Annotated in this window: 19 protein-coding genes; 13 read left to right on the forward strand and 6 right to left on the reverse strand. The window is 47.9% G+C overall.

The annotated features are described in order from the left end of the window. Positions 1–194: 194 nt before the first annotated feature. From ICL07_RS28970 to ICL07_RS29010, 9 genes are all read left to right on the forward strand, one after another. A complete protein-coding gene (locus tag ICL07_RS28970; RefSeq protein ID WP_223152132.1) occupies positions 195–704 on the forward strand; it encodes an RNA polymerase sigma factor in 510 nt (169 codons plus the stop codon). A gap of 118 nt (positions 705–822) precedes the next feature. After that, positions 823–1,728, forward strand: a complete 906-nt coding sequence (locus tag ICL07_RS28975; protein ID WP_188091549.1) for a FecR family protein — start codon at positions 823–825, stop codon at positions 1,726–1,728. A gap of 83 nt (positions 1,729–1,811) precedes the next feature. After that, positions 1,812–5,288: a TonB-dependent receptor gene (locus ICL07_RS28980; RefSeq protein ID WP_188091550.1), complete on the forward strand. Its 3,477-nt coding sequence runs from the start codon at positions 1,812–1,814 to the stop codon at positions 5,286–5,288. Between the two features lie 17 nt (positions 5,289–5,305). Beyond that, positions 5,306–6,844, forward strand: a complete 1,539-nt coding sequence (locus ICL07_RS28985; protein ID WP_188091551.1) for a hypothetical protein — start codon at positions 5,306–5,308, stop codon at positions 6,842–6,844. 4 nt (positions 6,845–6,848) lie between these two features. After that, positions 6,849–7,754 carry a hypothetical protein gene (locus tag ICL07_RS28990; RefSeq protein WP_188091552.1) on the forward strand — a complete coding sequence of 302 codons (906 nt, stop codon included), beginning with the start codon at positions 6,849–6,851 and terminating at the stop codon, positions 7,752–7,754. 26 nt (positions 7,755–7,780) lie between these two features. Beyond that, positions 7,781–9,193, forward strand: a complete 1,413-nt coding sequence (locus tag ICL07_RS28995; RefSeq protein WP_188091553.1) for a DUF5689 domain-containing protein — start codon at positions 7,781–7,783, stop codon at positions 9,191–9,193. Positions 9,194–9,318: 125 nt separating this feature from the next. Then, positions 9,319–9,765 (forward strand): SRPBCC family protein, encoded by a 447-nt coding sequence (locus ICL07_RS29000; protein WP_188091554.1) that lies wholly within the window; start codon positions 9,319–9,321, stop codon positions 9,763–9,765. 231 nt (positions 9,766–9,996) lie between these two features. Further along, positions 9,997–10,761 carry an ABC transporter ATP-binding protein gene (locus tag ICL07_RS29005; protein WP_188091555.1) on the forward strand — a complete coding sequence of 255 codons (765 nt, stop codon included), beginning with the start codon at positions 9,997–9,999 and terminating at the stop codon, positions 10,759–10,761. After that, a complete protein-coding gene (locus ICL07_RS29010) occupies positions 10,758–12,113 on the forward strand; it encodes a hypothetical protein (protein ID WP_188091556.1) in 1,356 nt (451 codons plus the stop codon). Before ICL07_RS29005 ends, ICL07_RS29010 begins: the two co-directional genes overlap by 4 nt. A 41-nt stretch (positions 12,114–12,154) precedes the next feature. On the opposite strand, the gene ICL07_RS29015 is transcribed toward ICL07_RS29010, so the two are convergent. The 3 genes from ICL07_RS29015 to ICL07_RS29025 all read right to left on the reverse strand — a co-directional run bounded on the left by ICL07_RS29015 (position 12,155) and on the right by ICL07_RS29025 (position 14,162). Further along, positions 12,155–12,583, reverse strand: coding sequence for a hypothetical protein (locus tag ICL07_RS29015; RefSeq protein ID WP_188091557.1), 429 nt, complete (start codon positions 12,581–12,583; stop codon positions 12,155–12,157). Between the two features lie 368 nt (positions 12,584–12,951). Next, positions 12,952–13,779: an arsenite methyltransferase gene (locus ICL07_RS29020; protein WP_188091558.1), complete on the reverse strand. Its 828-nt coding sequence runs from the start codon at positions 13,777–13,779 to the stop codon at positions 12,952–12,954. Between the two features lie 53 nt (positions 13,780–13,832). Then, positions 13,833–14,162 carry an ArsR/SmtB family transcription factor gene (locus ICL07_RS29025; RefSeq protein WP_188091559.1) on the reverse strand — a complete coding sequence of 110 codons (330 nt, stop codon included), beginning with the start codon at positions 14,160–14,162 and terminating at the stop codon, positions 13,833–13,835. Positions 14,163–14,331: 169 nt separating this feature from the next. On the opposite strand from ICL07_RS29025, the gene ICL07_RS29030 reads away from it, so the two are divergent. The 4 genes from ICL07_RS29030 (at position 14,332) to ICL07_RS29045 (ending at position 17,578) form a co-directional block, all read left to right on the forward strand. Then, positions 14,332–14,535, forward strand: coding sequence for a hypothetical protein (locus ICL07_RS29030; RefSeq protein ID WP_188091560.1), 204 nt, complete (start codon positions 14,332–14,334; stop codon positions 14,533–14,535). Between the two features lie 9 nt (positions 14,536–14,544). Continuing rightward, positions 14,545–15,474 (forward strand): ankyrin repeat domain-containing protein, encoded by a 930-nt coding sequence (locus tag ICL07_RS29035; protein ID WP_223152133.1) that lies wholly within the window; start codon positions 14,545–14,547, stop codon positions 15,472–15,474. A 125-nt stretch (positions 15,475–15,599) separates the two neighbouring features. Further along, the gene (locus ICL07_RS29040) at positions 15,600–16,769 is read left to right on the forward strand and encodes a hypothetical protein (protein ID WP_188091561.1); all 1,170 of its coding nucleotides are present in this window, start codon (positions 15,600–15,602) and stop codon (positions 16,767–16,769) included. Between the two features lie 65 nt (positions 16,770–16,834). Then, positions 16,835–17,578, forward strand: a complete 744-nt coding sequence (locus ICL07_RS29045) for a GntR family transcriptional regulator (RefSeq protein WP_188091562.1) — start codon at positions 16,835–16,837, stop codon at positions 17,576–17,578. Between the two features lie 52 nt (positions 17,579–17,630). Here ICL07_RS29045 and ICL07_RS29050 read toward each other — a convergent pair whose 3' ends face one another. From ICL07_RS29050 to ICL07_RS29060, 3 genes are read right to left on the reverse strand one after another with little or no spacing between them, the layout of a single operon-like run. Beyond that, the gene (locus ICL07_RS29050; RefSeq protein ID WP_223152134.1) at positions 17,631–20,945 is read right to left on the reverse strand and encodes a glycoside hydrolase family 38 N-terminal domain-containing protein; all 3,315 of its coding nucleotides are present in this window, start codon (positions 20,943–20,945) and stop codon (positions 17,631–17,633) included. Positions 20,946–20,954: 9 nt separating this feature from the next. Further along, positions 20,955–22,376, reverse strand: a complete 1,422-nt coding sequence (locus ICL07_RS29055; protein WP_281389762.1) for a sugar porter family MFS transporter — start codon at positions 22,374–22,376, stop codon at positions 20,955–20,957. Next, complete coding sequence (locus tag ICL07_RS29060; RefSeq protein ID WP_188091564.1) at positions 22,370–24,997, reverse strand: ROK family protein; 2,628 nt, start codon at positions 24,995–24,997, stop codon at positions 22,370–22,372. Before ICL07_RS29060 ends, ICL07_RS29055 begins: the two co-directional genes overlap by 7 nt. Positions 24,998–25,039: the final 42 nt, after the last annotated feature.

The raw sequence follows: 25,039 nt of genomic DNA on the forward strand, positions 1-25,039 counted from the left end.
TGCTGTACACAATCTGATAAATCGGGCAGTACAGATGGAAGCGCGCCTTCTTAACGAAAGCATAATATTGGTGAGGCAAATCAATGCTATCATCTCCCATAGAAAAATATTTACTTTGCAGTAATTTTATGAGCGCCGGACGTACAACTGAATTGAGTGATACTGAACTGATGATTCGTATACAACACTCCGATATGGAGGCATTCAGTTTGTTATACCATCAATACTGGCATCCGTTATTCAGCTTCGCCCATAAATTACTCCGGTCTTATGATGATGCGCAGGATATTGTGCAGACAGTATTTATTTCCATATGGGAACGGCGTGAAACTATTGCCATCCAACAATCCGTTGAAAGTTACCTTCACCAGGCCGTGCGGTTTCAATCGCTGAAAAAGCTGGAATCTTTATTAAGTTCACCCGAAAATATAGACCGGATCCAGGAAGAACTGTTACCCACCTTTAATGATATCCTGCACCGCATGCAGGAACAGGATTTGCTGAAACAGCTGGAAAAGGAAATTTCCGGTCTCCCTCCCCGTACGCAGGAAATATTCCTGTTAAGCCGGCAATACAGGCTGAGTATTGCAGAAATAGCCCTGAAACTGGGCATTTCAGAACAAACCGTTAAAAATCAATTACATATTGCGTTAAAAGCGCTGCGGCATAGTATTGCCATCATCCTGATCTGCTCCGTCAACTGATTTGGTAACAATTCCTTAACCTGGTTTGACCGGTACTACCTATCTTCTTTCAGCACATACTATTAGAGAATCATCTGTTATGCATCTGCAGCGGTTAAAAAAAATTGTTGGTAATTATTTGGCGGGGCGGTCTTCAACAACAGAAAAAGCCATTATTGAACAATGGTTTAAAGAAGCGAAGGCCGCAGCTGATGAGGAGGCTGATATTGGACAGTACAATGAAAGAAAAGCACTTGTGCTCAATAATATCAAAGCTGTTATGCAGCATGGTGTTGCCAGGAAATCACGTGCCCCTGAACTACACTATCTGCGTTGGGTGGCGGCAGCTTGTATCTTAGGCTTTGTAGTCGTCGCGTATATGTTCAGGGATAGGATCACTCCACCGGTGATGTATACCGTCGTAACCGACCAGTACCAGGTTAAAGAGGTGGTATTACCCGATAGCTCGACCGTTGTGCTGAATGTTAACAGCCGGCTTTGTTATCCCGTGAAGTTCAATGGTAAGAGGAGCGTAACGCTTAGCGGAGAAGCTTTTTTCGACATCCGGAAAAATCCGGATGCACGGTTTGTGGTAAATGCATCGCACCTGCAGGTAAATGTGTTGGGGACATCGTTTGTCGTATCGGATGCAGGTATCGCAGAAATGGCGCTGGTAGGGGTTAAGACGGGTCGTGTACAGGTAAATGCTTCCGGCAAACAACCATCATCTTCAGTGTTGTCGCCCGGACAACAATTTGTCTTTGCCGTCCGGCGCGGGGAAAGCAAAATAGAAAACAATATTGCGATCAATACAGATTGGACCGCACAATTGCTGGTATTCAGAGATACGCCTTTATCTGTCGTATTTCCGGCTATCGCAAAAAGTCTGCATGTAAGGATCGTTTCCAATAACAGTGAAATTAACAAACGGACTTTTACAGGCTCTTTCCTGAAGGAGGATAATATCAACGAAATTCTGAAAATTCTTTCCCTCTCGTACGGATTGAAAATAAAGCAAACCGGCGACCTGATTGAGGTAAACTAATTCCTATACATACAAGCACGAATATTTTAAAAGTCATGATCCATGATGGAGGGAATCTTATGTCCATAACTAAACAAAAAATAATGAAAAACGGGTTGATTTATCACGTTCACCGGATACTATCGAAAGGACGGTGTTTTTTTCTCTTGACGCTGTTCCTGCTATGCGCTATGGTGGGTCTTTCGCAGGATGGTATCAAAAATATAAAATACAATATTTCATTTTCAGATAATGCCCTGGTAGAATGTATTGATGCGCTGCAAAAACAAACCGGTGTACGGATTTTTTACGAAGCATCTGAAGTGAATAAAGTTAAAAAACGATATACAAAAAGTTTCAATCAGGCCAGCTTACAAGTAATTATCGATTATTTACTGGATCATACCTTATTGGAGTACGACATCATAGACGATAAAAAAATAGTCATCCGGAAACAGGCGCAAAACACGGCAGTTGCTTCCGGTGAACCGCTTACCCTTAAAGGGCGGGTTGTAGATTTTGAAACATCGGCGCCATTACCGGGAGCTTCCGTTAAGCTGGCTGGTACCTCCAGGGCCGTCGCCAGTGATAATAAAGGTTATTATTCCATCAATGGCGTAAAATCGGGTGACTATACGCTGGAGGTCACCTACATTGGTTATGCGGCTTTTATGGAGCCGGTGGCGTTGCGTAATAATCTCACGTTGGATGTTCGCCTGCAGGCGGGTGGCGGTTCGCTGGGTGAAATCGTGGTAAGTGCTGCAGGCAGGAAAGTACACCATGTAACCCATACCACAGACCGGACGGTATTGGAAAGTATCAAAAGTGCGCAGTCGGTGGTTTCGGGCATCTCTTCCCAGCAGATCGCCATGAGTGCCGACCGTAACGTAGCGGAAGTGGTGAAGAAGATTGCCGGTGTGACTATCAAAGACGACAAATTTGTCATTATCCGGGGCATGAATGAGCGCTATAATCTCACCTATCTCAATGGTAACGTAGCGCCTGGCACAGAACTGTATTCCAGGGCCTTTTCACTGGACCTGCTTCCCAGCAGGATCATTGACAGAATCCTGGTCTACAAATCACCGGCGCCCGACCTGATGGGGGATATGACAGGGGGCGCTGTAAAGATATTCACCAAAGATGCAAAAGCCGTCAAACATTTTGATGTGGAGCTGCAGATGGGATATCGTTCGGGCAGCACTTTCAATAGTAAATTCATGACCTACCAGGGGAGTAGTACTGATTTCCTGGGCTTCGACAATGGCGTGCGGAAATTGCCTGCCGTGGTACCGGGTTATGGCGATTTTTCAAGGGCCGGGATTTCACAGAAAGATTACGCACAGCATTTCAGCCCCTATCTGCAATATGGTTATAAAACGGCCTTGCCTATGCTGCAGCTGACGGCTAACTATTACAACACTTTCAACATAGGCGGTAAGCGTGTAGGTATGTTGAGCTCCCTGAGTTATAAAACAGAATCCCAGCAATTGAACATCGACCGTGCCGGCAGCTTCTGGGGGAGCGATGGCAATGGCAGGCGGACCCATGAAGTCACCCGGGAGTCACAAAGTATGGAAACGGTACAACTGAATCTGCTACAAAACTTTACCTACAAACTCAGGGACAGCAGCCGGTTGTTTTTTAAGAACTATGTGTTGCAGCAGGGGCAGCAGACCACCGTGGTGCGTACTTCGCGGAACAACCAATATGTTGCAGGAGATTCTACTACAGATCTCTCCCATCTTACGGGCATCAACTGGAAGGAGCTTGTTTATGGCTATAACATTTATGAGCGTAATATCATTTTGGGTTATACGCAGCGGTTTTTATATGCCGGTAACCTGGGAGGAGAGCATTACTTTTCCAAAGGGAAACAGCAACTGGAATGGAACCTGGGTTATACTTTCAGCCGTCAACAGATACCAGACCAACGTGTGATCCGCTTTAATCAAAACCGGCAGGACGGAGGCGGTGTCAGGGGATTGGGAGAAACGGCCGACCTTGGATGGGTAGCATCTTATCGATACATAAAAGGTCCTGATGATATAGAAAACAGGAATAATAACCTGGAAAGGGGTATGATATCCCGTACCTGGTCGCGTAATAACGAACATGTTTATAACGGCGCTGTTGACTATACCAATAAACTGGCTCCCTGGATTACATTTAAAGCCGGTACTTACCAGCAATGGAAGGCCCGGGTGTTGTTCCGGCGTGCTTATACCGTTAATGAAGGAGACCTGAACTCCGCCGGGTACCCGGAAAGTGATCATGCCAATATCGGAAGCAATGGCCGGTATATGGATTTCAACAAGGTTTTCTTTACAGAGCAGGACCTGGGTAAAGTCTGGAGCAATGACTATCTGAAAGATGACGGTAGTGCGCTCACGGTATTTGATCGTACCAGCGGTAGTGATGCCTATACCGCTACCGAACAACTCAATGCGGGGTATGCCGCTCTCAGCTTGTTGCCGTTTAATGGTAAACTGGATATTTATGGTGGTCTTCGGGTGGAATATGACCGTCAGAAAGTAGCCGGCGCTATACCCGGATCTAATCCGGGCAGTATCAACCATCCTGTGCTGGTAGATAATAAAACCACCGATTATCTTCCGTCCGTGAATATCAGTTACCGTCCTTCTCCCCAGTTGGTAGCACGCGCAGCCTATGGCAAAACGGTGAACCGGCCTGAGTTCCGTGAATTGTCGCCCTATAGGGAATTAGACCAGTTAAACAACCAGACAGTAGGAGGGAATCATCTGCTGAAAGCTGCCACTGCCACCAATTATGATATGCGGATAGAATGGTACCCGAAAAACAACGATAAGGCCGAGACCTTTAGTGTGGGTGCCTTTTATAAGGCATTGACCAATCCCATTGAAAGAATGGTTACCCGGGACCTTTTGTTTGGAGGCCCTGCCAGCATCAGTTTTGGGAATGCAGATAAAGCCACTATAAAGGGACTGGAAATTGACTTACGCAAAAATCTTGGATTTATACCACTATCGTTTTTCAGGAACCTTTCTTTTATCGGTAATCTTAGCATCATCAAAAGCGAAGTGAATAAACAACTGGATACCCTGGTGCTGAAGAATCCTGACCCTGCTGTTAACCCGCATTACACCCGTCAGTTACAGGGACAGGCGCCCTATGCAGTGAACCTGGGCTTGTATTATGACAACGCCGGAACAGGAACAAAGCTGGCACTTTCATGGAATAAAGTGGGACCGCGCATTTATGCTGCCGCCAATGGCGCACCATTCAGCGTAAAGTATCAAGGTGCGGTACCCGTGGTGGTACCAGGTAACCAGGGAAGCCTTATTGAGCTGGAACGCCAGATGCTGGACCTGGCATTGACCCAGCGTATTATCAAAAGTCTGCTGGTAAAGTTGAGTGCGCAGAATATCCTTAATCAGCCGATCAGAATGGCGGAAGATGAAAACTTTACCTACAAATATGAAAAGGCTTTTATTAAACGGACAGGTGATACGTATCAAAGCGACACCAACGGCGACATGATCAGCAGCGAATATAAGTTGGGTACCCATTTTATTTTATCGATGACCTATTCCTTTTAATCTTCAATTCCATCTACATGAAGTATAGCATCATATATCGGTTGACAGTGCTGTTACTGGTCAGTTGCCAGTTAAGCTCCTGCTACAAGGCGGATAATTTTAAAAATATGCTGGATGCCCTGCCACAGGTAAGCTATCAGACAGGGTATAGCTATCGTACCAGCTATACAGTGGGTGATACCATGACCGTCACCGGCAGGCTACAGCCTAATAATGGTCTTAAGATACGGATCGGCCATGAAGATGCTGTTATTGTGGCGGCAGATAGTCTCCACTTCAGGCCTTTTACCGGAGACTCGGCTACGATCCCTATGGACTGGGTAAAGGTGATGATAACCGATAACATGGGTTCCGGTGCCGATATACCGGTCACTATTACTTCCGGAGGGCACACTATCAAGGCTGCCAACATTAATATCTTCGGCCGGTATGGAGAGGGCAGTTTCAGGGAAAGCCTGGCACTGACAGTACATGCAGACATCACCAGCCCTTATAATGTATTTCTACACTGTATCAATGGAAAGGGCGATCTGTATTTTTATGAATATACTACCGGTAACCTGCAGCATATTAAGAAAGATGGCGTCGTGGAAACGTTGCTGACAAAAGCGCAGCTAACCGGCGGATTGTATAATATTAAAACATTTACAGCGGGTGGTGTTAACCCGCAGGGGACCAAAGCCTGGATATCTGTACAAACAGATACGACCTATGCCTTTGTGGAACTTGACCTGGTTGCCAAAACCACTAAGGTATTAAACCATACAAAAGCCTATACAGCACCCTATATAGGAGAAATCGGACAGGTGAACGTGAAAGTGAAAGCCATTTATCCTGACAGTAAAGGAAACGTTTTCCTGGTTACACCTGGTGTTTCCTGGGGGCAGGAAAAAGATTATGGCGCTGTGGCAAAATACAGCGATGCAGACAGAACAATCAGTTATCAATTCCGGACAAACATCACTCCGGAGGGTTTACCCGGAGTAGATATCACCGATCCTGATAACCCTTTTGTGATGATGTTACCACTGATGCTGCCCGATGAGTCGGTGATGTACCTGCCAGGCAGTAATAAGTTAACGGTATACGATCTGCAGAGCAGGGTGGTGATTAAAACCCTGAAAATACAGCCAGAGGCATGGGGTGTTTTACCCAATAGTTACACGGGTGCCTTCAATGGTATCAAAATTAACTTCAGCGGTTACATTGGGAATAACAGTTCCCCGGAAACAGGCTTCGGATTTTTACCCAGGCCGGGTCAGAAAATGATCTTCCTGCTATATCAGTATCTCGAAGGAAGAACATTAGGAATGGCAAGCGGCAATATGGCGCCGTTGGTGGGAGGGCCTAAATGGATGGCCTTTGATTTTGCGGAAGGCCGCACCTATCAATATGCCCCGCAGGCGGATTTATCGGGCTTTGCCTTTGAACCTTTTAATGCTCCTGGTAAACCGGCGAGCATATTCCCGGATCAGTTGCTGAATTATGATGCAGAGGGTCATTTGTACGCCACGGCCAACGGACGAAAAAAAATAGTGAGAACCATTTTAAAATAGAGTCATGAGAATACGCTTATATGCGCTTGTTTTATGTTGTGCCATGATCGGAATCTCCGCCTGTAATAAAGATGTGCAGCCGGCAGTTCCGGAAAATGGGAATATCAGCAAGGTCAATTTTTATTCCTCTTCCGATGTGCTGGCCTTGTACAATATGGGAGGCATCGGAGTGTTTATTGATTCCCCTGTTACCAAAAGAAGCGGCTTTACACCATTTTTTAACCTGAGTACCAAGCCGCAGAGAATGGAATATCCCACGGTATATAGTTCCACACCTGCTATCATGTATACCAGTTTCCGGGCTGGTGCACATCAGTTCCGGTTCAATTATATGGTGCCGGATACGACGATCACGATGGAAGGTATACTACCACACAGCATGCTGACAGATACTTCTTTTTCGCTGGAACGCGACGAGGAAACATTGCTTTGGCTGGCGGATAAACCACTCACTGCAGAAGGACTGGAGCCGGCTTTTCAGCTGCTTGCTTTAACACTTAAGGGGCGTGCGAAGATCGATACTGGTACCGTCGCTTTTTATATCCTGCACCAGGGCGCAGATGCAGGGCCGCTCCGTTGCGCCAGGGTGTTACCTGATGGTAAACTGAGTGAAGCGCAGGTGCCCCAAAAACTAACTTACGGACAAACCACCGATATGATACTGTTCAATATCAAAGACGCCTCCAATGGTCTTTTGGGGCTGCGCTTCTATGACGCCACTACAGGGGCGGAATTGGTAAACACAGCTATCCCTGCTACTGGTGGCCATGGATATGTACTGTCTGTACAGGGTTTTAGAAACGACCATCAGTTTAAGATACCTGTAAGCCTAAACGAAGACAAGACCGTTAACTATAGCACTAAAACCGTGACGGCTAACCTGCGCAGCGGCTTAAGGCAATTATGGTAATAACGTAACTGATAAAAATAAAATACATGAACAGTATAAAATACAATACACCACTACCGGCGTTGGTCCTCATCCTGCTGCTGCTTGTTACGGCCTGTAAGAAAATGGATGCTCCCGATCTTAGTCCGGCTGCTTTTGGCTCCAAAACTATTAGTATCAGCCAGCTAAAAGCCCTGAGCACCACCGCTGAGGTACACATACCGGACGGGGCAGAAGGCAAACAAATAACAGGTGTGGTGATCTCAGACCCGGCAGGGAAAAATATGGATCCGAAAACGATTATTCTGCAAAGTGAGGGTGCGGATACCGCCGGAATTGTGGTGCAACTGGATTCGATATCTCCTTTTAATCCGGGTGACTGGCTGGCGATCAATGCTTCCGGCCAGAAGCTACAACAACAGGACGGAGAAATTGTATTGAAAGACATTCCTCTTTCCAATATCCGGTATATGGGGAAGGGTGTTGTGAAAGTAATATCGGTTTCAGTGGCAGAAGCCCTTGCCAATGCCGGCAGATGGAACGGCACCCTGGTGCGGTTTTATGATGGGGCCCTCAGTGGCGGCAGTGGTAAATACAGCGGTGTCCTTCGTTTTAAGGAACAGGACAGCAGCGCCGCTATACAGATGCAGGTATTACCTGGAGCGGTGTTTGAAAACACCGCGTATCCGGCAGGCGTCAGTACTTTTACCGGCATTTTGAGGGTACATGGAGCCGATCCCTATGTGCAGGTAAGGAATGCGGAGGATGTAAACAGCACCGCGGTGACCCGCGTATTAACGGATGAGATGCACATCTATGGGATGACGAATCCAAGTCCCTATTGGGAGAACCCCAATATCGTCTCCGGTAGCGCCACCCTGGAAACCGGACTATCGAGGTATGCTGCCGGCGATATAGTGGGTAACATACCGGCGTTTGCAGCAGATGCCGGGTTGCTGCCTCCTCAAAGTACCTACTGTTATCTGTTGCTGAAGAAACCAACTTACGTTTGGGACCTTAAAAGCACATTGGGCTTAACCGCGCGTCCCGGTATCAAGGAAATTCGTGTAACCTTTATGGGTAGTCAGGTAACCGGTTTGATTACCAAAAGTAGCTATGGCGATGTTATGAAAGCAGTTCCCTTTAACCCGGCAACGGATAGTTTTAAACTGGCGTTACAATATAATGTTGGTAGTTACACCGCAGACACGGTCTCTGCCGCTTATTCCGAGGCCGGAAAACTGTACACCGCAGTATTCCGGGTGCCTTCCAGGCGGGAACTGTTTGAGACAGTATCAGCTTTGGACCCTTATTTTTATAAAGCAAGCGTGGACGGGTTTTTGGAAGATCCGAAGTTTACCATTGTGAATTATTCAGATCGTGTTGATCCTGATCAGGACCCATGGGGATTACCAGCCTCGGCTCCGGTTGTGATTACTAAAATTGAATATGGTTACTAGTAGCTGGTGGAAAGGACGGCCTGTGCCGTAATTCTTTCGTTTGTCCAAATCGCCGCTGAACATTGTCCAAATCACACCTGATGAGAAGCTGCATAAAGCGGTACTTTTGAAAAAACGATTATTTTATGGATAAAATTTTGCATCGGATAGGAATCAAAAACGCCTCTTTGGAAGATGTTTATAAAGTATTGACTACACAAAAGGGACTTGCCGGATGGTGGACCTCCGACACAGAAGGAGAAGGGGACCAGGTTGGAAATATTATAAAATTCCGGTTTGGTCCAAATGGGATCAATATGAAAGTGAAGACCCTCCAGCCCTCCAATCTGGTAGAATGGGAAGCTGTGGCCGGCCCTGAAGAGTGGATCGGTACGACCATCAGTTTTGAACTGAAAAAAGATGGCGACTATGTGATCCTGCTGTTTAAACACCTGGGTTGGGTAGAACCGGTAGAGTTCATGCATCACTGCAGCACAAAATGGGGTTCTTTTATGTTGAGCCTGAAGTCACTGGTAGAAACCGGAAAAGGACAGCCTAGTCCTGATGATGTGAAGATTGACAACTGGAATTAAGGAAGATATTCTTTCCTGAATGATTTTAAAGGAGGAACCTGCGCTGGTCGCAGGTTCTTTTTTTGTGTTAAAGAGAAGTGGTGAATAAGATAACTGTGATACAGCCGTTTTCGTTATATACTTTTCATGATGCCGAAATAAACACGCACCGGTATTATCTTATTAGAAAAAATACTATTATTGGATGTTCAATCAACCCAAAGTCAGCTCTACCCCTTTAAATGTAACAATATGCTTATGGATGTTCCGGATATCCTTAGTCTGATAGATATTTCAAAGTCATACGATAAAAAAACAGTGCTGGATAAAGTAAACGTTTCCGTTCAGCTAAACAACAGTACCGGTATCATCGGGAGAAATGGGGCGGGGAAAACCACCCTGATCAAAATTATACTGGGGCTGCTGCAGGCCAGTTCCGGTGAGGTGCGGTACTTCGGGGGGCAAAAACTGGATAACGCGGTAAAGAAAAAGATTGGTTTTTTTATTGGCCTGGAATACCTGCCGGAAGAACTTACCGGGTTGCAGTATTTGCAATTCGTCAATTTCCTGTACAATGGAAATGGCAGACAGTCCGACGAGAATTTACTGAACCTTTTTGAATTTTTTTTTGAAGAGCGCGACAGCGCTAAAAAGTCCATCAGCTCTTATTCCTTTGGTATGAAACAAAAAATCGGTATCTGCGGAGCATTGGTAAATCAACCGCAATTGCTGATTTTAGATGAGCCTTTCTCCGGCCTCGATGCATTTAGTTGCAAGCGCCTGATTGCATTTATCAATAAGTACCGGCAAAACGCTACCGTATTAATATCTTCCCATGATCTAACTTTTATAGAGAAAATCTGTGATCACCTGATGATCCTGGAAAAAAATCAGATCATTTACAACGATACGCTTGCCAATTTTACCACCAGTGGCAAACAAACACTGGAAGACTCGCTGTTCAGGCTGCTAAGTCCACAGGATACCAATGATGAAAAGATAAACTGGCTGGTATGAAACTCCTTCTATTTGTTTGTAAACTGAAAGCTGTTTCGCTGACGAAAGGGCGCGATAATGTTGATGGTTGGATCCGGTCTTTTCTAAGCGTGCTTTTTTTGTTGGCGGCTTTACTATATGGGCTAGGGATGGGGTACCTGTTCCGCTATCTCCATACCCGGGAGCACCTAACCATCGACTGGTTAATGCCCCGGTTAGGCCTGGTACTGGGCGTACTGACGATCGTGAAGGGTTATTTCCCGGATAATGTGTCTTTCAAACCGGTGTTTATCAGTCCCTATCCGGTGGATGTTTGGAAAAAAGCGTTGATTCAGTTATGTTATGATTTGATATCACCTTTTTTTCTATTCCTGCTATTGTTTTTGGGTGCTTTTTATCTCAGCTCGGGAACAGCGGGAACTGCGTACTTCCTGTACCTGGTGCTCTGTGTGGTTGTTTTTCATTTGTTGGAGAGAATATTGAAAATACAGCAATCAAAGAAATTTTTTGTTGTTCCTGCTTTGATAGCAGCGCTGGTATTGGCAGCTATCGTGGTGGGTACGTTCTGGTTTAAAACTGGTTTGTTGTTTTTGGCAGGAATACAGGGAGTCAGTATAGTCGTGCTGGTTACTTTATTTATCAACCTGTATCAGCGGCAGGAGGCGATGGATGGGAAGCTGGCGGGGTATGTGACCGATAGTGGCACAAAAACTTTCGGACAACTTATTTTTACGGCACTTATTAAAAAGAGGCCGTTGTGGATCAATCTTATTCTGAGTGCGGTGTTTAAGTTGTTTTTTGGGGTATTGGGTGTGGTGATGTTTATGAAAAACAAAGGACATGTATTGACGGAGAACATTGTGCTGCTGGCGGCTATCAGTTCACCGATGCTGCTCTTCAGTTATATCTTTAATAATCTTTTCGGGTATGTGCCGGAGACTTATTTTATGATTGCGTATATCCGTTCTCCTGCCGGCTTATTTCGGGCATACTGCCAGGGGATTTTCAAAATACTGCTGGTCGATTTTGTACTGTCGCTGGTATGTTGTTATTTTTTCTTTTCTCTTTCTACATTGATTTTTGTGCTGTTGATATACCTGGATTGTATGGTGCTGGGTTTTATATGTTCCGTATTTTTTCCTAAAAAGGTAACGAAAGCGATAGATTTTGGTGCTTTCCGTTCCAACACGTCGATAGCCGGTAATGTGTTACTGGGCTTGCTGGTAGTAGGAATGAGCCTGCTGATGAACCAGTTGAAATATATATTGCTGATACAGCTTGTTTTTACAGTGGTGATGCTGTTGATATATATTTACTGGTATAAAAGGGAGATGGATAAGATCATAAAATCCCTGGCGGCAGAAATTATATAGAGAAGACCAGCGCCGCTGGTCTTCTCTTTTTTATGAAATGATTATTTACACGGGCCGTTCGCGTCCGTCGTTCTTTTGGAATGCAGGCTTTCATTCAGTGCATTGCGTACCATGAGTTGTACATATTGTTGTCTGTCGGAAGTAGAGGCGGTAGCCAGGTTCCCTTGTACCGTAGTCGCCGCAATGGTGGCATTGCCATTCAGTCCATTGATCCGGATCTCCCAGTTGCGGCCGCCGCCGGCAGTGACTCCCATAACACCCAGGTGCACGGTCCCATAATCTATTTTAAATGGCGGTAGTCTCCATATGTCCATAAATGTCAGCTGAGCGATGGCAAGCTGGGCATCCGCGATATTGTTGTTGGATACACCGGATGCATAATAAGGAATGTTATCCCCTGGAATAATGGTAATGTTACAGTTGGGATCTGACATTACAGCTGTCTGGAGTGGGTTTGTTTGTTCTGCCATAGTGATAGATTTATATGTTAGAAAATATGGACGCAGGAAGCAGCCTTCGGGCCACAGTGGCCGATGCTCAGCTATAAATGGGTAAGCGAATAACGAAAAGTGATTACCAGCCGTTATTTTGAGGATATTGGAGTTTTAAGTACCTATTTGACAATCATAATCTATCCTAAGGTAGAGAAAAAATCCGGATAATTGGGGACTAACCTGAAATATCGCTGCGATCTTCCTTCCTGGTGGCAAGAGCGCGGGGATCAACGCTGTGCGTTTCTATCCCCGCGCTATATACATCCGCTTTTCCGGCTGCATCAGGTAACCTTCTGTAGGCTGGCTATGGAACAGCGTACCAAAATTTTTTCTTTTCGGGCGTATTAACAGCAGCCTGGAGGGCAACAGGCGGTAGTGGGTTTTTCTGCATAGACGGTGATGCTGTAGATGCCCACAGGATTGTTTTTAATCTCCTCTGCTGAAAGATAGCCTGCTAATATATCATCCGGTATAATGATCGGTTTTTCTTTCTGAATGGTGATGTTGGTGAAACCGTTGGTTTGTATCAGCCGCAGGTATTCGTTTTTCTGAATAGCGCCGGACACGCAGCCAGCATACATTTCCGCCGCTTGTTGAATAGCGGGGGGCAGTGTTCCATCCAATACGATGTCTGAAATGCTGAAATGCCCTCCAGGCTTCAGTACCCGGAAAATTTCCTTGAAAACGCCGTCTTTATTGGGAACGAGGTTTAATACACAATTGCTGACTACCACATCTGCGGCATTCGCCGTTACCGGCATTTTTTCAATATCGCCCTGCCGGAATTCTACATTGTTGTACTGTAGTTTTTCCGCATTGGCGCGGGCTTTTTCAATCATGGCCGGGGTAAAGTCAATCCCAATTACTTTCCCGGTTTCTCCTGTTTCATGACGGGCTACGAAACAATCGTTACCCGCGCCGCTTCCCAGGTCGATGACGGTGTCTCCCTTTTTTATCTGTGCAAATTGTGTAGGAAGGCCACAGCCCAGGCCCAGGTCTGCGTCAGCGTTGTATCCTTCCATGCTGGTATAATCATCGGTCATGATATTATATACTTCCGTGGAGCAGCCACCGGCTCCACAGCAGGAGGACAGGTTATCGGCTTTGTCCTGTAAGGCAATTTCGCTGTACTTCCGCCTTACCATATCCTTTATTTGTTGGTCTGTAGACATAAATCAGATTTATTGTATTATTGCAATATTGCGATTAATTAGAGCAAAAAATTTTAACAGCAGTCGCCCTGTGGGGAAACATCTTTAAAGAAGCTGTTGAACAGCTCTTTATATTGTTTCCATACTTTGGGATTGATGCAGTAGCAGACACTCACCCCTTCGATGGTACCCTGTATAACGCCCGCATTTTTCAGTTCTTTCAGATGTTGGGAGGTAGTGGCTTGTGCCAGCCCCAGTTCATCTACCAGGTCCCCACAAACACAGGCATTCTTTTTTACCAGGTATTGTAGGATGGCAATACGGGCGGGATGGGCAATAGCCTTGGCCATATTGGCGATGTCATTCTGCTGTTTGGTAAATAAATCGGTTTTTGTAGCGCCCATGGGATTGTTTGTATCGCAATATTACGATTTAATTTGCTTTGCTGCCAAAATAATTTTGGTGCATAGTGGGCCCGAATATTAACCCGGACCCGGCAAATATCGATTTAAAACACCGGTATCAGGCTACCACACTATATTTGGTTAAGTTTCTGATAAAATTAAACATAGAATGAAGGAAAACCGGGGCACCTTACAGGCATTTCGTCACGCCGGGAAAGCCATCGAAGCACTGTTTGCCGAAGCTGGCGTACCTTTAAAGAGGTATCCTTATGATACCTGGCTGAAATATGGCCATTTGTCACTCGCTTTCGCAGGATTGGCTATCTGCGGGGTAGCCTACTGGCTTTTTCAACATATTAAATATGGCCTTTAATTACAGTACATGAAACTCACTATCTTCATTTCATTGGTTGGCATCGCCCTGTTATGGGTGTCCTGTTCTGAATTTAACGTCAGATCACGTAAAAACGCGAATAGGAGCCAGTATCCGCCGGAGAAAATGTTTGAAGGCGATCAGCTGCCGGCGGTGCAGAAAATGTATGCCGGTGACCTGAAAGGCATGGTACAGGAGATCAAAGACCGGAAGCTCAACCTGGACCAGCTGAATCCTAAGTCAGGTTATACGCTGCTGATGTATGCCGCTATTATCGAGGACCGGAAAGCGATGCAACAATTATTGGAAATGGGCGCCGACCCGAATATCATTGTCCCCAATACCGGGTACGATACGCCATTGGGTCATGCCGTGGCGCTGACCGACTACGAAACGCTCCGCCTCCTTTTCCGCTATAAGGTCAATCCCAATCCGGACGTAGGATCTTCCCCGCTGTGTACGGCCATGATGCTGGGTGGTTTTGAAGGTAAGACCGAAAGAAAAATGATCGACTTCCTGTTGGAACATGGGGCAGACATCAACCATCAGTCCTTTTACGGAGAAAATATCATGGAAGCGGCTGCCAGGGATGATCTCGATCATGCGAACTACTTTCTCGACAAAGGCGGTAATCCTTTTGTTCCCGGAACGGACTGGAGTCCTATGGCAGGGGAGATCGCTTTCACTGAATCCAAACTACGAGAATTTAATAAAACCAATACCCCCTACTTTAAACAACTGATGGACATCAAAAAACGCCTGATCGAAAAATATGGCGTAACGTTTCCGCCAAAGGAAGCCGATTCCGTAGTGAAGGCCAGTATCAGGATAAAAGCATATGAAAAATTAAGCGAGAAGGATAAACTATCGGTGAATTTTGAAGATAATTTTGGAGAGAAGCGATATCAGGAAGACCTGAAAATTGCACAGGGAAAATAAAGGCGATGACCATATTTGCAGGTGTAGCCAACGAAGACGTTATCTCCCGGAAAGGATTTTTATCACCATTTTAATCGGATATACTTAGGTATATTTATGATAAGTTATTATAAATATACCCTACTATGACACCTGCACATAACAACGAGGAAGAATCGCTGCAAGCATTGACAGCCTACCTGGCATCGGTTGACTGGAGCGCAGAGGAAGATCATTTTGATTCGGGTGAATATATTGGCGTTACCTTGTCTGCCCTGGCCACAGGTGTTTCCCGGGAAGAGGAAAAATCGTTGCTCGGAGAACTGCTGGCCCGGACCTATCACCAAAGCCACGCTATCCCCGTAATATTGAAGCTGGTATATCCGCTTCTCCTCTTGTGTAAAACCGGTAAACTGCAGTTCCGGGCGGAAGTACTGGAATTTTTGACAGACATCGCTGAAAAACATCTCTATCTCCGTTATCGCCTGCTGGGATTGAAACCGGTGAAAGTGGACTTTATCGGCGACGTATATACGACAACGGAACAAGCCGAGGCCAGCATCAACAAAAGAAGAATTTATTACGAAGAAATCTGCCGGCATACAACGCTCATCCAGGATATTATAACGGACAAGATGCCCGCTGTCAGCACTTTGGCTGTGAAGTTATACCTATTGTGCCTATACGAAAACACCCCGGAAGATATTCTTCAAAAGATCATCACTGTCAGAGAACTGATTGCCGCTAAAGGCGAGGCAGCAGAAGAAAACCTGTTGACGGGGTCTGCTATCATACTGCAACAAAGTGCAGCCCAGCTGCCGGAGAGCCTGGTTGCCAGCGTAACACCCGGGCACTATCTCAGCATAGCGAGGGTGTTTAACGCCGCTACTACGGAAGATGTGGTAGACGCGGAGATATTGTTACAATCTTCCGTGCAGGAATATACCACTCACCCCTGGGCAGATGGTTACCTCGCTGTATTGGCTTGCGCGGCGCTGCTGAAACATAACCGGGAGCAGAGAGATGGCATCGATGCTATCCTCCGGGCTATCCGGTTCCAGCGGAATCACGCTAAAAAATATACTGCCGGGGGCCCTCATTGGCTCCCACATCAACTCATGGCCGAATACCTGGTGGCGCGTTTTTTCGGCGATTACTGGGCCAGCCTCACAAAGGTACCCTGGGAAGCGCTGAGCAGCCTGCAACAATATATTTTGCAAAAGCTGTCCGGGGAGATGGGAATCTATACCTACCTGCAAAGTTACCTGGGATTACCGGCTGAAAAAGAGTCCTGGCGTGCCTGGATGCCGCAATAACCCATGATCTCCCGGCATAAAAATTTTTTCTCTTCCCTAAAAAAGGATATGTTCGTACATATATTATGACGAAGATACCTTTATTGGACCACGATAGTAAGGTTCCCCTGCACCAGCAGGCGGAGGAGCTGCTACGGAAACTGATCCGCGAAGATTATTTCCGGGAGGGAGACCTTTTTCCCAAGGAGACGGACCTGGCCAAACGATGGAGCATTTCCCGCAATACCTTGCGCATGGCTATTGCCAACCTGGTGAAGGATGGACTCCTGGAAAGAAAAAAACGCTCCGGTACCGTGGTGAAAAAGAAAAAGATCACGACCAACCTGGACAACTGGTACAGCTTTACCCATGAAATGGAAGACAAGGGTATTCCGTTCAAAACGCTGAAAAGTAAAGTGTCGGTGGTGAAAGCAGGGGAGGAAGTAGCCAGAATGCTGCAAACGGAACCGGCGCAGCCGGTGGTTTGCCTGGAACGTATTCGCAGTACGGAAAAAAATCCGATGGTATATTTCGAGTCTTTCTTTCATCCACGCATCGGTCTGACCGGCAAAGAAAATTTCGACCGGCCGTTGTATGAGATGCTGGACGCGGATTTTCATGTGGTGCCGGTATACTCCCAGGAGGAAATCAGGGCGATAGGGGCAGATGAAAAAATTGCCGGTTTGCTGAAGATTAAAAAAGGCTCACCGGTACTGGAACGCCGAAGAATAGTGCTGGACGCCAGCCGGCGGCCATTGGAGTTTAACATCTGCTGGTATAGAAGCGATTGTTTTACGTATAGTATAGAACTGAAAAGACCTCAACTGTAAATAAAAAATGCCGGATGATATTTCATCCGGCATTTTCATGTATGCGATCCCGTTAGGGGATGAGCAGGTATTCTTCCACACCTATCGCAGGTAGGCTGACAGTAGCTTTCGCATCTTTGCTGTCCCCGTTTTTAACAACGGTTATCCGTGCCGGTTTGAGTGTACCCCAATCAAACGCAGTGCTTTGAGGTGTTTGACCTGGATTAAAGAGCCGCACCAGGAACTGGCCATTTTCTTGCGGAATGATGGCGGTAGCCACCACAGCAGCATTGGTAAGACGGAATAGTCCGGTTGGTAAGCTCACACCTTTCTTCGCCGGGAATGCGAGCAAAGGCTGTGAGAAATCAGCGGCGGCTGTTTCCAGTGCTGTACCATCGGCTTGTCCGTGCGGCTGCAGCGCATAATGATAACTGCTGCTGCCTTCCTGGTCTGCTTTGTAATTGGTATGCCAATAGTTATTCATCACATAGGAAAACCAATGGCTGGTGGGGGCGCCTGTTTTTCTCCATTCTTTATGACTATGTGCTACTTGCAGGCGTTCATCGATCATACTGCCAGGTTCCACCATAGGCGTTTCCAGCAGCATCCATTGTACGCCGTTGGCGGGATTGGAAATGTCCAGCCATCTGCGGCCGAAGAGGAAGTCCATATTAGAACCGGGTAACTGATCTTCAAGGTAACGTAAAGTACCGTAACCCGCATCCAGCGTTACTTTGCCCGAGGGTACCTCAAAGGGGAAGCCGAAATGCAATGCTTCTTTTTCCCGCACGGCTTTTTTGTCGACGGTGTTTTCAATAAGTACAATAGCGCTGTTGGCGTACAGGGTGAGGCGTTTTTCCAGGGAATGTGCGCCCGGTGCGGCTGCGCGGAGGGCGATGGTGGTCACAACCGGACCGCTTTCTACCACCTGTACCTGTACCGCCTGGTTGGTAACGGCATCCGCCGGATTTTGTCCCGGTACGTACCAGTAGCTGTTCAGCCCCTGGCCCTGGAAAGAGCCGGCATAGTTGTGACCATCTTTGGCTTTCAGTTGCGTGATACTACCGTTATTATCCCAGCCAATAGTGATATTGCCATTGGAAAGGGTGCTGCCGTTTTGGGTGAAGGGTGAGGTGGTAGCAGCAGCTTCGTCACTGATGGTATAAACGGCCGTACCAAAAGCGGGTACATTGCTGGCGAGGAATACATAGGTCCCGTCGGAAAGGCGTTGCAGCGGGTATTTACGGCCGTTGGCGTCTTTCACGGATTTGCCGGCCACCTTGATTTTTACCGGGCCGCTGCGGGACCAGGATAAGGTGTTCACCACGGCTATGCTGCGGGACTTCTCGTCGGTCAATGGTTGGAATAACTGACCTGCCAGCATGTTCACGAGACTGTCCCCATCCAGCATAAACTGTTTTTTAATACGCCATTGTTCGGTTACAAACGGCACATCCGGCTGGGAAATGCTGTTGTGCGCACCCCAGGTATGTTCATGGAACATGAGGATGTTGGTCCAGGCGTTAAAGAACTGCTGCGGGTTGTACTGTCCCGGCGCCAGCATCGCGTAGGCATTGGCCAGCTGCGACAAACGCAGGCTGTTCACCCGGTTCTGTCCTTCTTCTTTGGCGGTAGAACCGGAGCCATCTTCCCAGTAAGGGGTGATATCACCTTTTACGACTGGTAATTGTTTACCGTATTTCTGTTCAAAAGTTTCGAAGAGTTTGTCGGTGGTATTGAGCACAATTTTAGGCGAGGCATATTTCTCATTCCACTGTTTCACAAAACGGGAGATAGCGGTGTCGATAGGACCGTTATCCGCCACTACATTGTATCGCCATTGTACGATATCGTAAGGATATTTTTTCTCATCCAGCTCATCCAGGTAGGCGGCGATCTTTTGCGGACCTCTTTCAAAGACGGCGCCGGGGGCGGTGCCATGCCAGGAAGAATAGCCTTTGCCGCCGGTCCAGAACAGTATTTTCTCTTCCCCGGAAGGAGATTCCCACCATACCGGTTTATCGCCCCAGGCACGAACAAAATGCCCCACACGATCGCCGAGGTAAGGATGATTTTCACCCAGGTAATTAGGGCCGCTGGAGAAGTATTTTACGCCGCCTTTAGCGAGGGCTGTTACGGTGGTCCAGGTGTATCCGGGCACATCGGAGATCATGGCGCTGGGGATACGAAGATCATATTCCTTGCGCAGCTGTTTCGCAAAATCAGTGTAGTGGAATGTTTCTTCCGGTAAGCTCAAACCGGTAAGTATATTGGCGTACAAGGCCGACAGGCAAATGTTGCCATCTTTCACCGCCTGTATAAACGCTGCTTTTTTCTCCGGTGTAGCCTGTTGCAGGAAATGGTCTACCGCCCACAGCGATTCGATGTTCCATTTGAACTTCGCTTCTTCCGGATAGTTGCTGGTGGCGGCTATCATGTCCAGTGCATCGTTGATATTGCGGAGATGTATCTTTAATACTTCCGGTTGCAGGTGCGAATAGCCGATATCTGTATGGGAATGATGAATGAAATGCAGTTCCCGGTAGGTAACCGGTTTAATGGTAACAAATTTGTCCGCCAGTATTTTACTACCATCGGCCACGACTACACGAATGCTGTCGGGTTGTTTTACCGGGTTGACCGGAATATCAAAATGGCTGACGCCATCGGTTACCGGGAACGAATACACTTTTTTACCGTTGACCGTTACCTTAAACGTACGGGGTGTTCCAAAGTGAAGCGCGGTAAGGGTTACCGGCTGTTGTCCGTTTTTAAGTATAAAAGGTTGCGGGTGGATATCCACTTTTTCTTCAAAAGAGAATTTAAACGTCATCAGCCAGTCGTTGCTTTGCTGTGCCTGGCCGATGATTTTCAGTTTCACCGGTTTGCCGGGTGTGACGCGGCTGAGTGGCAGTCGCAGGAACATGAGTCCATGCGCATCGTTGGCGCCGTCTTTCCGGATCTGTTCAAAAACGATACGGCTGCTATCCGGCGCTGCGTAAGACCATACCGGCGCCTGGTTACCGGGTTTGGTGGTGAATGTCAGCAGTTTTTGTCCGTCCACGTACAGGTCAAAATGACGATCGCCGCTGCTGGTGGCGGTGGAGTGACCGGCCACCCAGCTGAAATACACATAAGGCCCTTTTACCCGCGCAGGAACGGCGGCTGTTTGCCATTCCATTACCTTATGACCGTCGGTAGCGCGGGTGAGTAAAGCGGTGGTAGCATAGTCGGGGAAAGCGGAGTAATAACGGATACTCTCGCCTTCGATGTCATGGTCGTAACCATTGATCCAGTCTATCTTGCCGAGGTAGGGAACTGTTTTCTGGGCAGTTCCGGTGAGCGCGCAGGCAAGTAACACCGTGATACAATAGAATATTCTCATCATAATAAATGATTATGGGTGTGTGATCGTTTTTTCTTGAATGGTGATGTTTTCCAGCGATTGGCCCTTGGTTTCAAACAGGTATCTCTTCGCATAGAAAAAAGAAAAGAGGCAACAGCCGGCAAACAGGAAGAACGTTGCCGCTATGCCCATGCCTTCCCGCATCACGGGGAACAGGAGATTGAGCAGCCAGTCGGATACCCACATCACGAGGATGCAGATAGACAGGGCCAGTCCCCTTACCGGTGTAGGAAATATTTCCGTAGCGATCACAAATTTCAACGGTCCCAGTGAGAAGGCAAAGAACAGGAGAAAAAGGGTGATCGGTATTAACAGCGGCCAGCCACTGATTTTCAGCATAAAACATATGCCCGTGATAGTGAGTGCCACCGCTGCGCAGAGGGAGCCTGCCAGGTAGAGCGGGCGACGGCCCAGGCTGTCTACTTTCCAGATGGCGACAAACGTAAAGAGCATATTAGCGGCGCCCAGCATCACCTGGTACAACAGGGTATCGTTGGCTACCACGCCGGAAGAGCGCAGAATAGTGGGACCGTAATAGATCACCGCATTGATACCGCTGAACTGGGAAAAGGCCGTCAATACGCTGGCCATGATCAGCAGGTGTCGCAGCGGTGGTTGTAGCAATGCACGCAGGCCGTTGCCGGACTGATCTGCGGATACGCTGAGAATAGCTTTTAATTCAGCTGCGGCTTCCGCTTTGTTTGGATTGATTTTTTCGAGGATATGCAGCGCTTCCGTTTGTTTGCCGAAGCGTGCCAGCCAGCGTGGACTTTCCGGTACAATCGCCAGCAGTGCAAAAAAGGCGGCTGCGGGGAGTACGCCTACGAGGAACATACCGCGCCAGTATTCTGTTACAAACAGCCAGTGCAGCCATCCTCCCGGGGTATCGCCGGCAGCTGCCGCCTGTCGCTGTATAGCCAGGTTAGAACAGTAAGCCACGAGGATACCGATAGTAATCGCCAGCTGGTAAAACGTGACCAGCCTGCCCCGCCGTGAAGCGGGCGCCAGTTCGGAGATATAAAGTGGTGATATGTTGGAGGCCACGCCTACGCCCATACCAGCCAGCACCCTGAAAAATATCAGCCCGGCATAGGAAGTGGACAAGGCAAAACCTGCTGCGCTCACGAGGAACAGGAAAGCGGCGAGGGCCAGTACTTTTTTGCGGCCGATACGGTCGCTGAGGGTACCGGAAAATGCTACACCGGCAATGCAGCCCAGCAGGGCGCAGGATACAAACCATCCTTCCTGCGAAGCGGTGAGCTGGTATTGTGTTTTTACCGGGAGAATAATACCGCTGACAACCGCTACATCAAAGCCAAAGAGCAGGCCTCCCAATGCGGCTATCAGGGTGACGGTGGTGATGAACAGGCGTGTGTTACTGTTTCCCATGACGTGAAATATTTGAATCAGCAATAGTTGTCTTTTACATAAGCTACTACCAGCATTGCTTCCCCGGGTCCGTCATAACGGCAGGTATAGCTGTTGGCGCCTGCCGGGATGACGAACGTCTCCGCATAATGGAAACGCTGTGTGCCGCCACCGGCGGATACTTCCAGCTGTTGTCCTTCTACCAGCATACCGATGTGGCATTGGTTATGGGTAGGGATGGTCACTTCTCCGGAGAACGCATATCTGTCTACCGTATAAAAATGTTCCGGATGGGTGGGTAGCTGCCATTTTTTACCCTGTGTCCATTCCGCTTGCAGCTGTGGTTTGGAAATCAGTGTATCCGTTACCGTTTGTCCTTTCCGGTCGAAGTAAAGATTGTCAAACGCACGGTCCAGGTGAATGGGGCGTGGACGGCCATTCAGATCTGTGCGCAGCCAGTCGTACATTTTAAAGGTAAAGATGTAGGGCGTACTGCTGATTTCCAGTACCATGTTGTTTTTACCAGAAGCGTGTATGGTGCCGTTGGGAATAAGGAACAGGTCATGTTTTTGAGCGGTGAACTGTTGTACATATTTTTCCACCGGCAGCGGTGTCGCATCATGGAGCGCCGCTTCCAGCGCCTTTCTGAATACATCCGGTTGTATGTTTTCCTGGAAGCCGAGATACACTTGCGCGCCCGGTTCACAGTCAAGGATGTAGTATGTTTCGTCCTGGGTGAAATCCTCGCCGAAATGGGTACGGGTGTATTCAGGTCGCGGATGGCATTGAATAGAAAGATTGCCGCCATCGTAGGTATCGAGGAAATCGAAGCGGATAGGGAAGGCGGTACCGAAGCGGGACGCGGCTTTCCCGAGTAGTTGCCGGTTGTTGTGAAACGCCAGCGTATCAAAGGTGATCTCCAGTAGTCTACCGGCGCCTTCCAATACTACACCGTTTTCCGGTGTGATCAGTTCAAAGGACCAGGCATAATTTACTTCATCGGGGTGGAGGCCGGGCAGGTGTTTTTTCATCCAGTTGCCACCCCATACGCCGGCTTCAAACCAGGGCCGGGCACGGAACGGCTGCGCCAGCAGGGAGCTCAGGGCAGCACGCAGATGATCGCCCTGCATCCAGGTAATGGTATCCGGTCTTTGCCCGTCGATGATGACATCGATATGTGGCAGCAACGATTGTTTGTGTTTATTGAGTACCGGCCAGTCGGTAAAGTAACAGCGTTTATACGAATACGTTGGTGTGCCGATGTTGGTAATGCTACCAGCCCGTAACCTGTACTGGATCTCATTTTTCGGTATATCAACGTAAAGGCGGCGGCCTTTGATACCGGTGAGGGCAGCTCCGGTACCATAGACGATATGCAGGCCGGGTGTATCGTCCGGGCGAACAGCAAACAGTTTTTCCGCATCAAGGAAATCAGCCAGGTTGCCTTCAAAACGTTTACCAAATACCGGATCATCTGTGCCGGCATAATCCTGTAACATGGTGGTGATCATCTCCGGTGATTGCAGGCATACGCCGGTATGGTACCAGTAAACAGGCCGTTGCTGTTGTTGCAGCGCCTGGTGCAGGCCGGAGCGGAATTGTTCCCATAACACCCCGTCATAACCATCTATAATAACGGTGGTATCCTCTTTCAGCAAGGCCGCCAGGGAGCTATAACCTTCTTCTACCGGGTGACCGGTATGGAAAGAAGGGAAGATGGTATAGGTATCTTTATCTGTTTGTGTGGAAACGGGCAACAGGGGCTGTTTGGTGCGACGCAGCTCCTGTGGGGCCGGTGCCGCCGGTATCGCCATGGCGGCGCCGGCAAGGATACTGTGTTCCGTTTCCTGTGTGTAGGTAATCTTAACAGGCAAGCCTTTCAGCTGTTCTTCCAGCGGACCGGCAAACAACGTATAGGCACGGGCGATATTACCACCGATGACAAGTTCCCTGCAGCCAAAACGAGAGACCCAGGGCTGCAGAAAAGCGCCCAGATTTCTGCCGAAGGCGCTAAATACCGGCTGGGCAATAGTTTTATATTGTTCAGCCATTACTTTGACAGAAGCCGCGGCTACCCCGGTTTGTCGCCGGAATGTGTTTAATAGCCAGCGGGTAGAAAAGTAGTCGTCTGCCACACTATCTTCAAAGGGGCAATCATAGAATGCGCCGGAGGAGGGAAGGTCCGGACCACTGGTGGCCAGTTCTCCGTTGACCAGGAACGCCGAACCAAAACCGGTGCCCAGCGTGAGCAATATGGTTTTTTCGGCTTTCAGTCCCAGTACGTGCCGGGCGCCGATGGCAAAACAATGCGCGTCGTTACAGAAGTGAACGGGCAGCTCGCCGGTACCGGCAGCATCCTGTAAGGCCTGGCGTACGTGAAGACCAAAGAGCCGGCCAAATTTGCCGCCTACTTTGGTAATAGCGCTAATGCCCTGCTGATAGTCAAAAGGACCAGGCATCGCAATGCCAATGCCGCTCACCGGTGTATCCTTTAATGCAGTGATACAGCCGGCGATCACGGAAATAATCTCTGCCGCACTGCCATCTGCCCGCAGGCTTTTGGTGATAATACTGCCTGGGGCCTCGCCGGGATGAGCCGTGTTTACTATACAGGCAGATACATGACTGCCGCCAATGTCAATCGCAATTTTTTTCTCCGCTACCATTATTTAATGTTCATATGTTCAAACATAATAAAAGTTTTTGGA

The organism is Chitinophaga qingshengii (assembly GCF_014529935.1).
GTDB classification, from domain to species: domain Bacteria; phylum Bacteroidota; class Bacteroidia; order Chitinophagales; family Chitinophagaceae; genus Chitinophaga; species Chitinophaga qingshengii.

Bases quoted from the DNA above. Each gene is read 5' to 3' on its own strand.
- ICL07_RS29000 (WP_188091554.1), top strand. From the start codon at position 9,319: ATGGATAAAATTTTGCATCGGATAGGAATCAAAAACGCCTCTTTGGAA.
- ICL07_RS28985 (WP_188091551.1), top strand. From the start codon at position 5,306: ATGAAGTATAGCATCATATATCGGTTGACAGTGCTGTTACTGGTCAGT.
- ICL07_RS29005 (WP_188091555.1), top strand. From the start codon at position 9,997: ATGCTTATGGATGTTCCGGATATCCTTAGTCTGATAGATATTTCAAAG.
- ICL07_RS28990 (WP_188091552.1), top strand. From the start codon at position 6,849: ATGAGAATACGCTTATATGCGCTTGTTTTATGTTGTGCCATGATCGGA.
- ICL07_RS28970 (WP_223152132.1), top strand. From the start codon at position 195: ATGGAGGCATTCAGTTTGTTATACCATCAATACTGGCATCCGTTATTC.
- ICL07_RS29010 (WP_188091556.1), top strand. From the start codon at position 10,758: ATGAAACTCCTTCTATTTGTTTGTAAACTGAAAGCTGTTTCGCTGACG.
- ICL07_RS29050 (WP_223152134.1), bottom strand. From the start codon at position 20,945: ATGATGAGAATATTCTATTGTATCACGGTGTTACTTGCCTGCGCGCTC.
- ICL07_RS28980 (WP_188091550.1), top strand. From the start codon at position 1,812: ATGAAAAACGGGTTGATTTATCACGTTCACCGGATACTATCGAAAGGA.
- ICL07_RS29015 (WP_188091557.1), bottom strand. From the start codon at position 12,583: ATGGCAGAACAAACAAACCCACTCCAGACAGCTGTAATGTCAGATCCC.
- ICL07_RS29040 (WP_188091561.1), top strand. From the start codon at position 15,600: ATGACACCTGCACATAACAACGAGGAAGAATCGCTGCAAGCATTGACA.
- ICL07_RS29020 (WP_188091558.1), bottom strand. From the start codon at position 13,779: ATGTCTACAGACCAACAAATAAAGGATATGGTAAGGCGGAAGTACAGC.
- ICL07_RS29045 (WP_188091562.1), top strand. From the start codon at position 16,835: ATGACGAAGATACCTTTATTGGACCACGATAGTAAGGTTCCCCTGCAC.
- ICL07_RS29060 (WP_188091564.1), bottom strand. From the start codon at position 24,997: ATGGTAGCGGAGAAAAAAATTGCGATTGACATTGGCGGCAGTCATGTA.
- ICL07_RS29035 (WP_223152133.1), top strand. From the start codon at position 14,545: ATGAAACTCACTATCTTCATTTCATTGGTTGGCATCGCCCTGTTATGG.
- ICL07_RS29030 (WP_188091560.1), top strand. From the start codon at position 14,332: ATGAAGGAAAACCGGGGCACCTTACAGGCATTTCGTCACGCCGGGAAA.
- ICL07_RS28995 (WP_188091553.1), top strand. From the start codon at position 7,781: ATGAACAGTATAAAATACAATACACCACTACCGGCGTTGGTCCTCATC.
- ICL07_RS29025 (WP_188091559.1), bottom strand. From the start codon at position 14,162: ATGGGCGCTACAAAAACCGATTTATTTACCAAACAGCAGAATGACATC.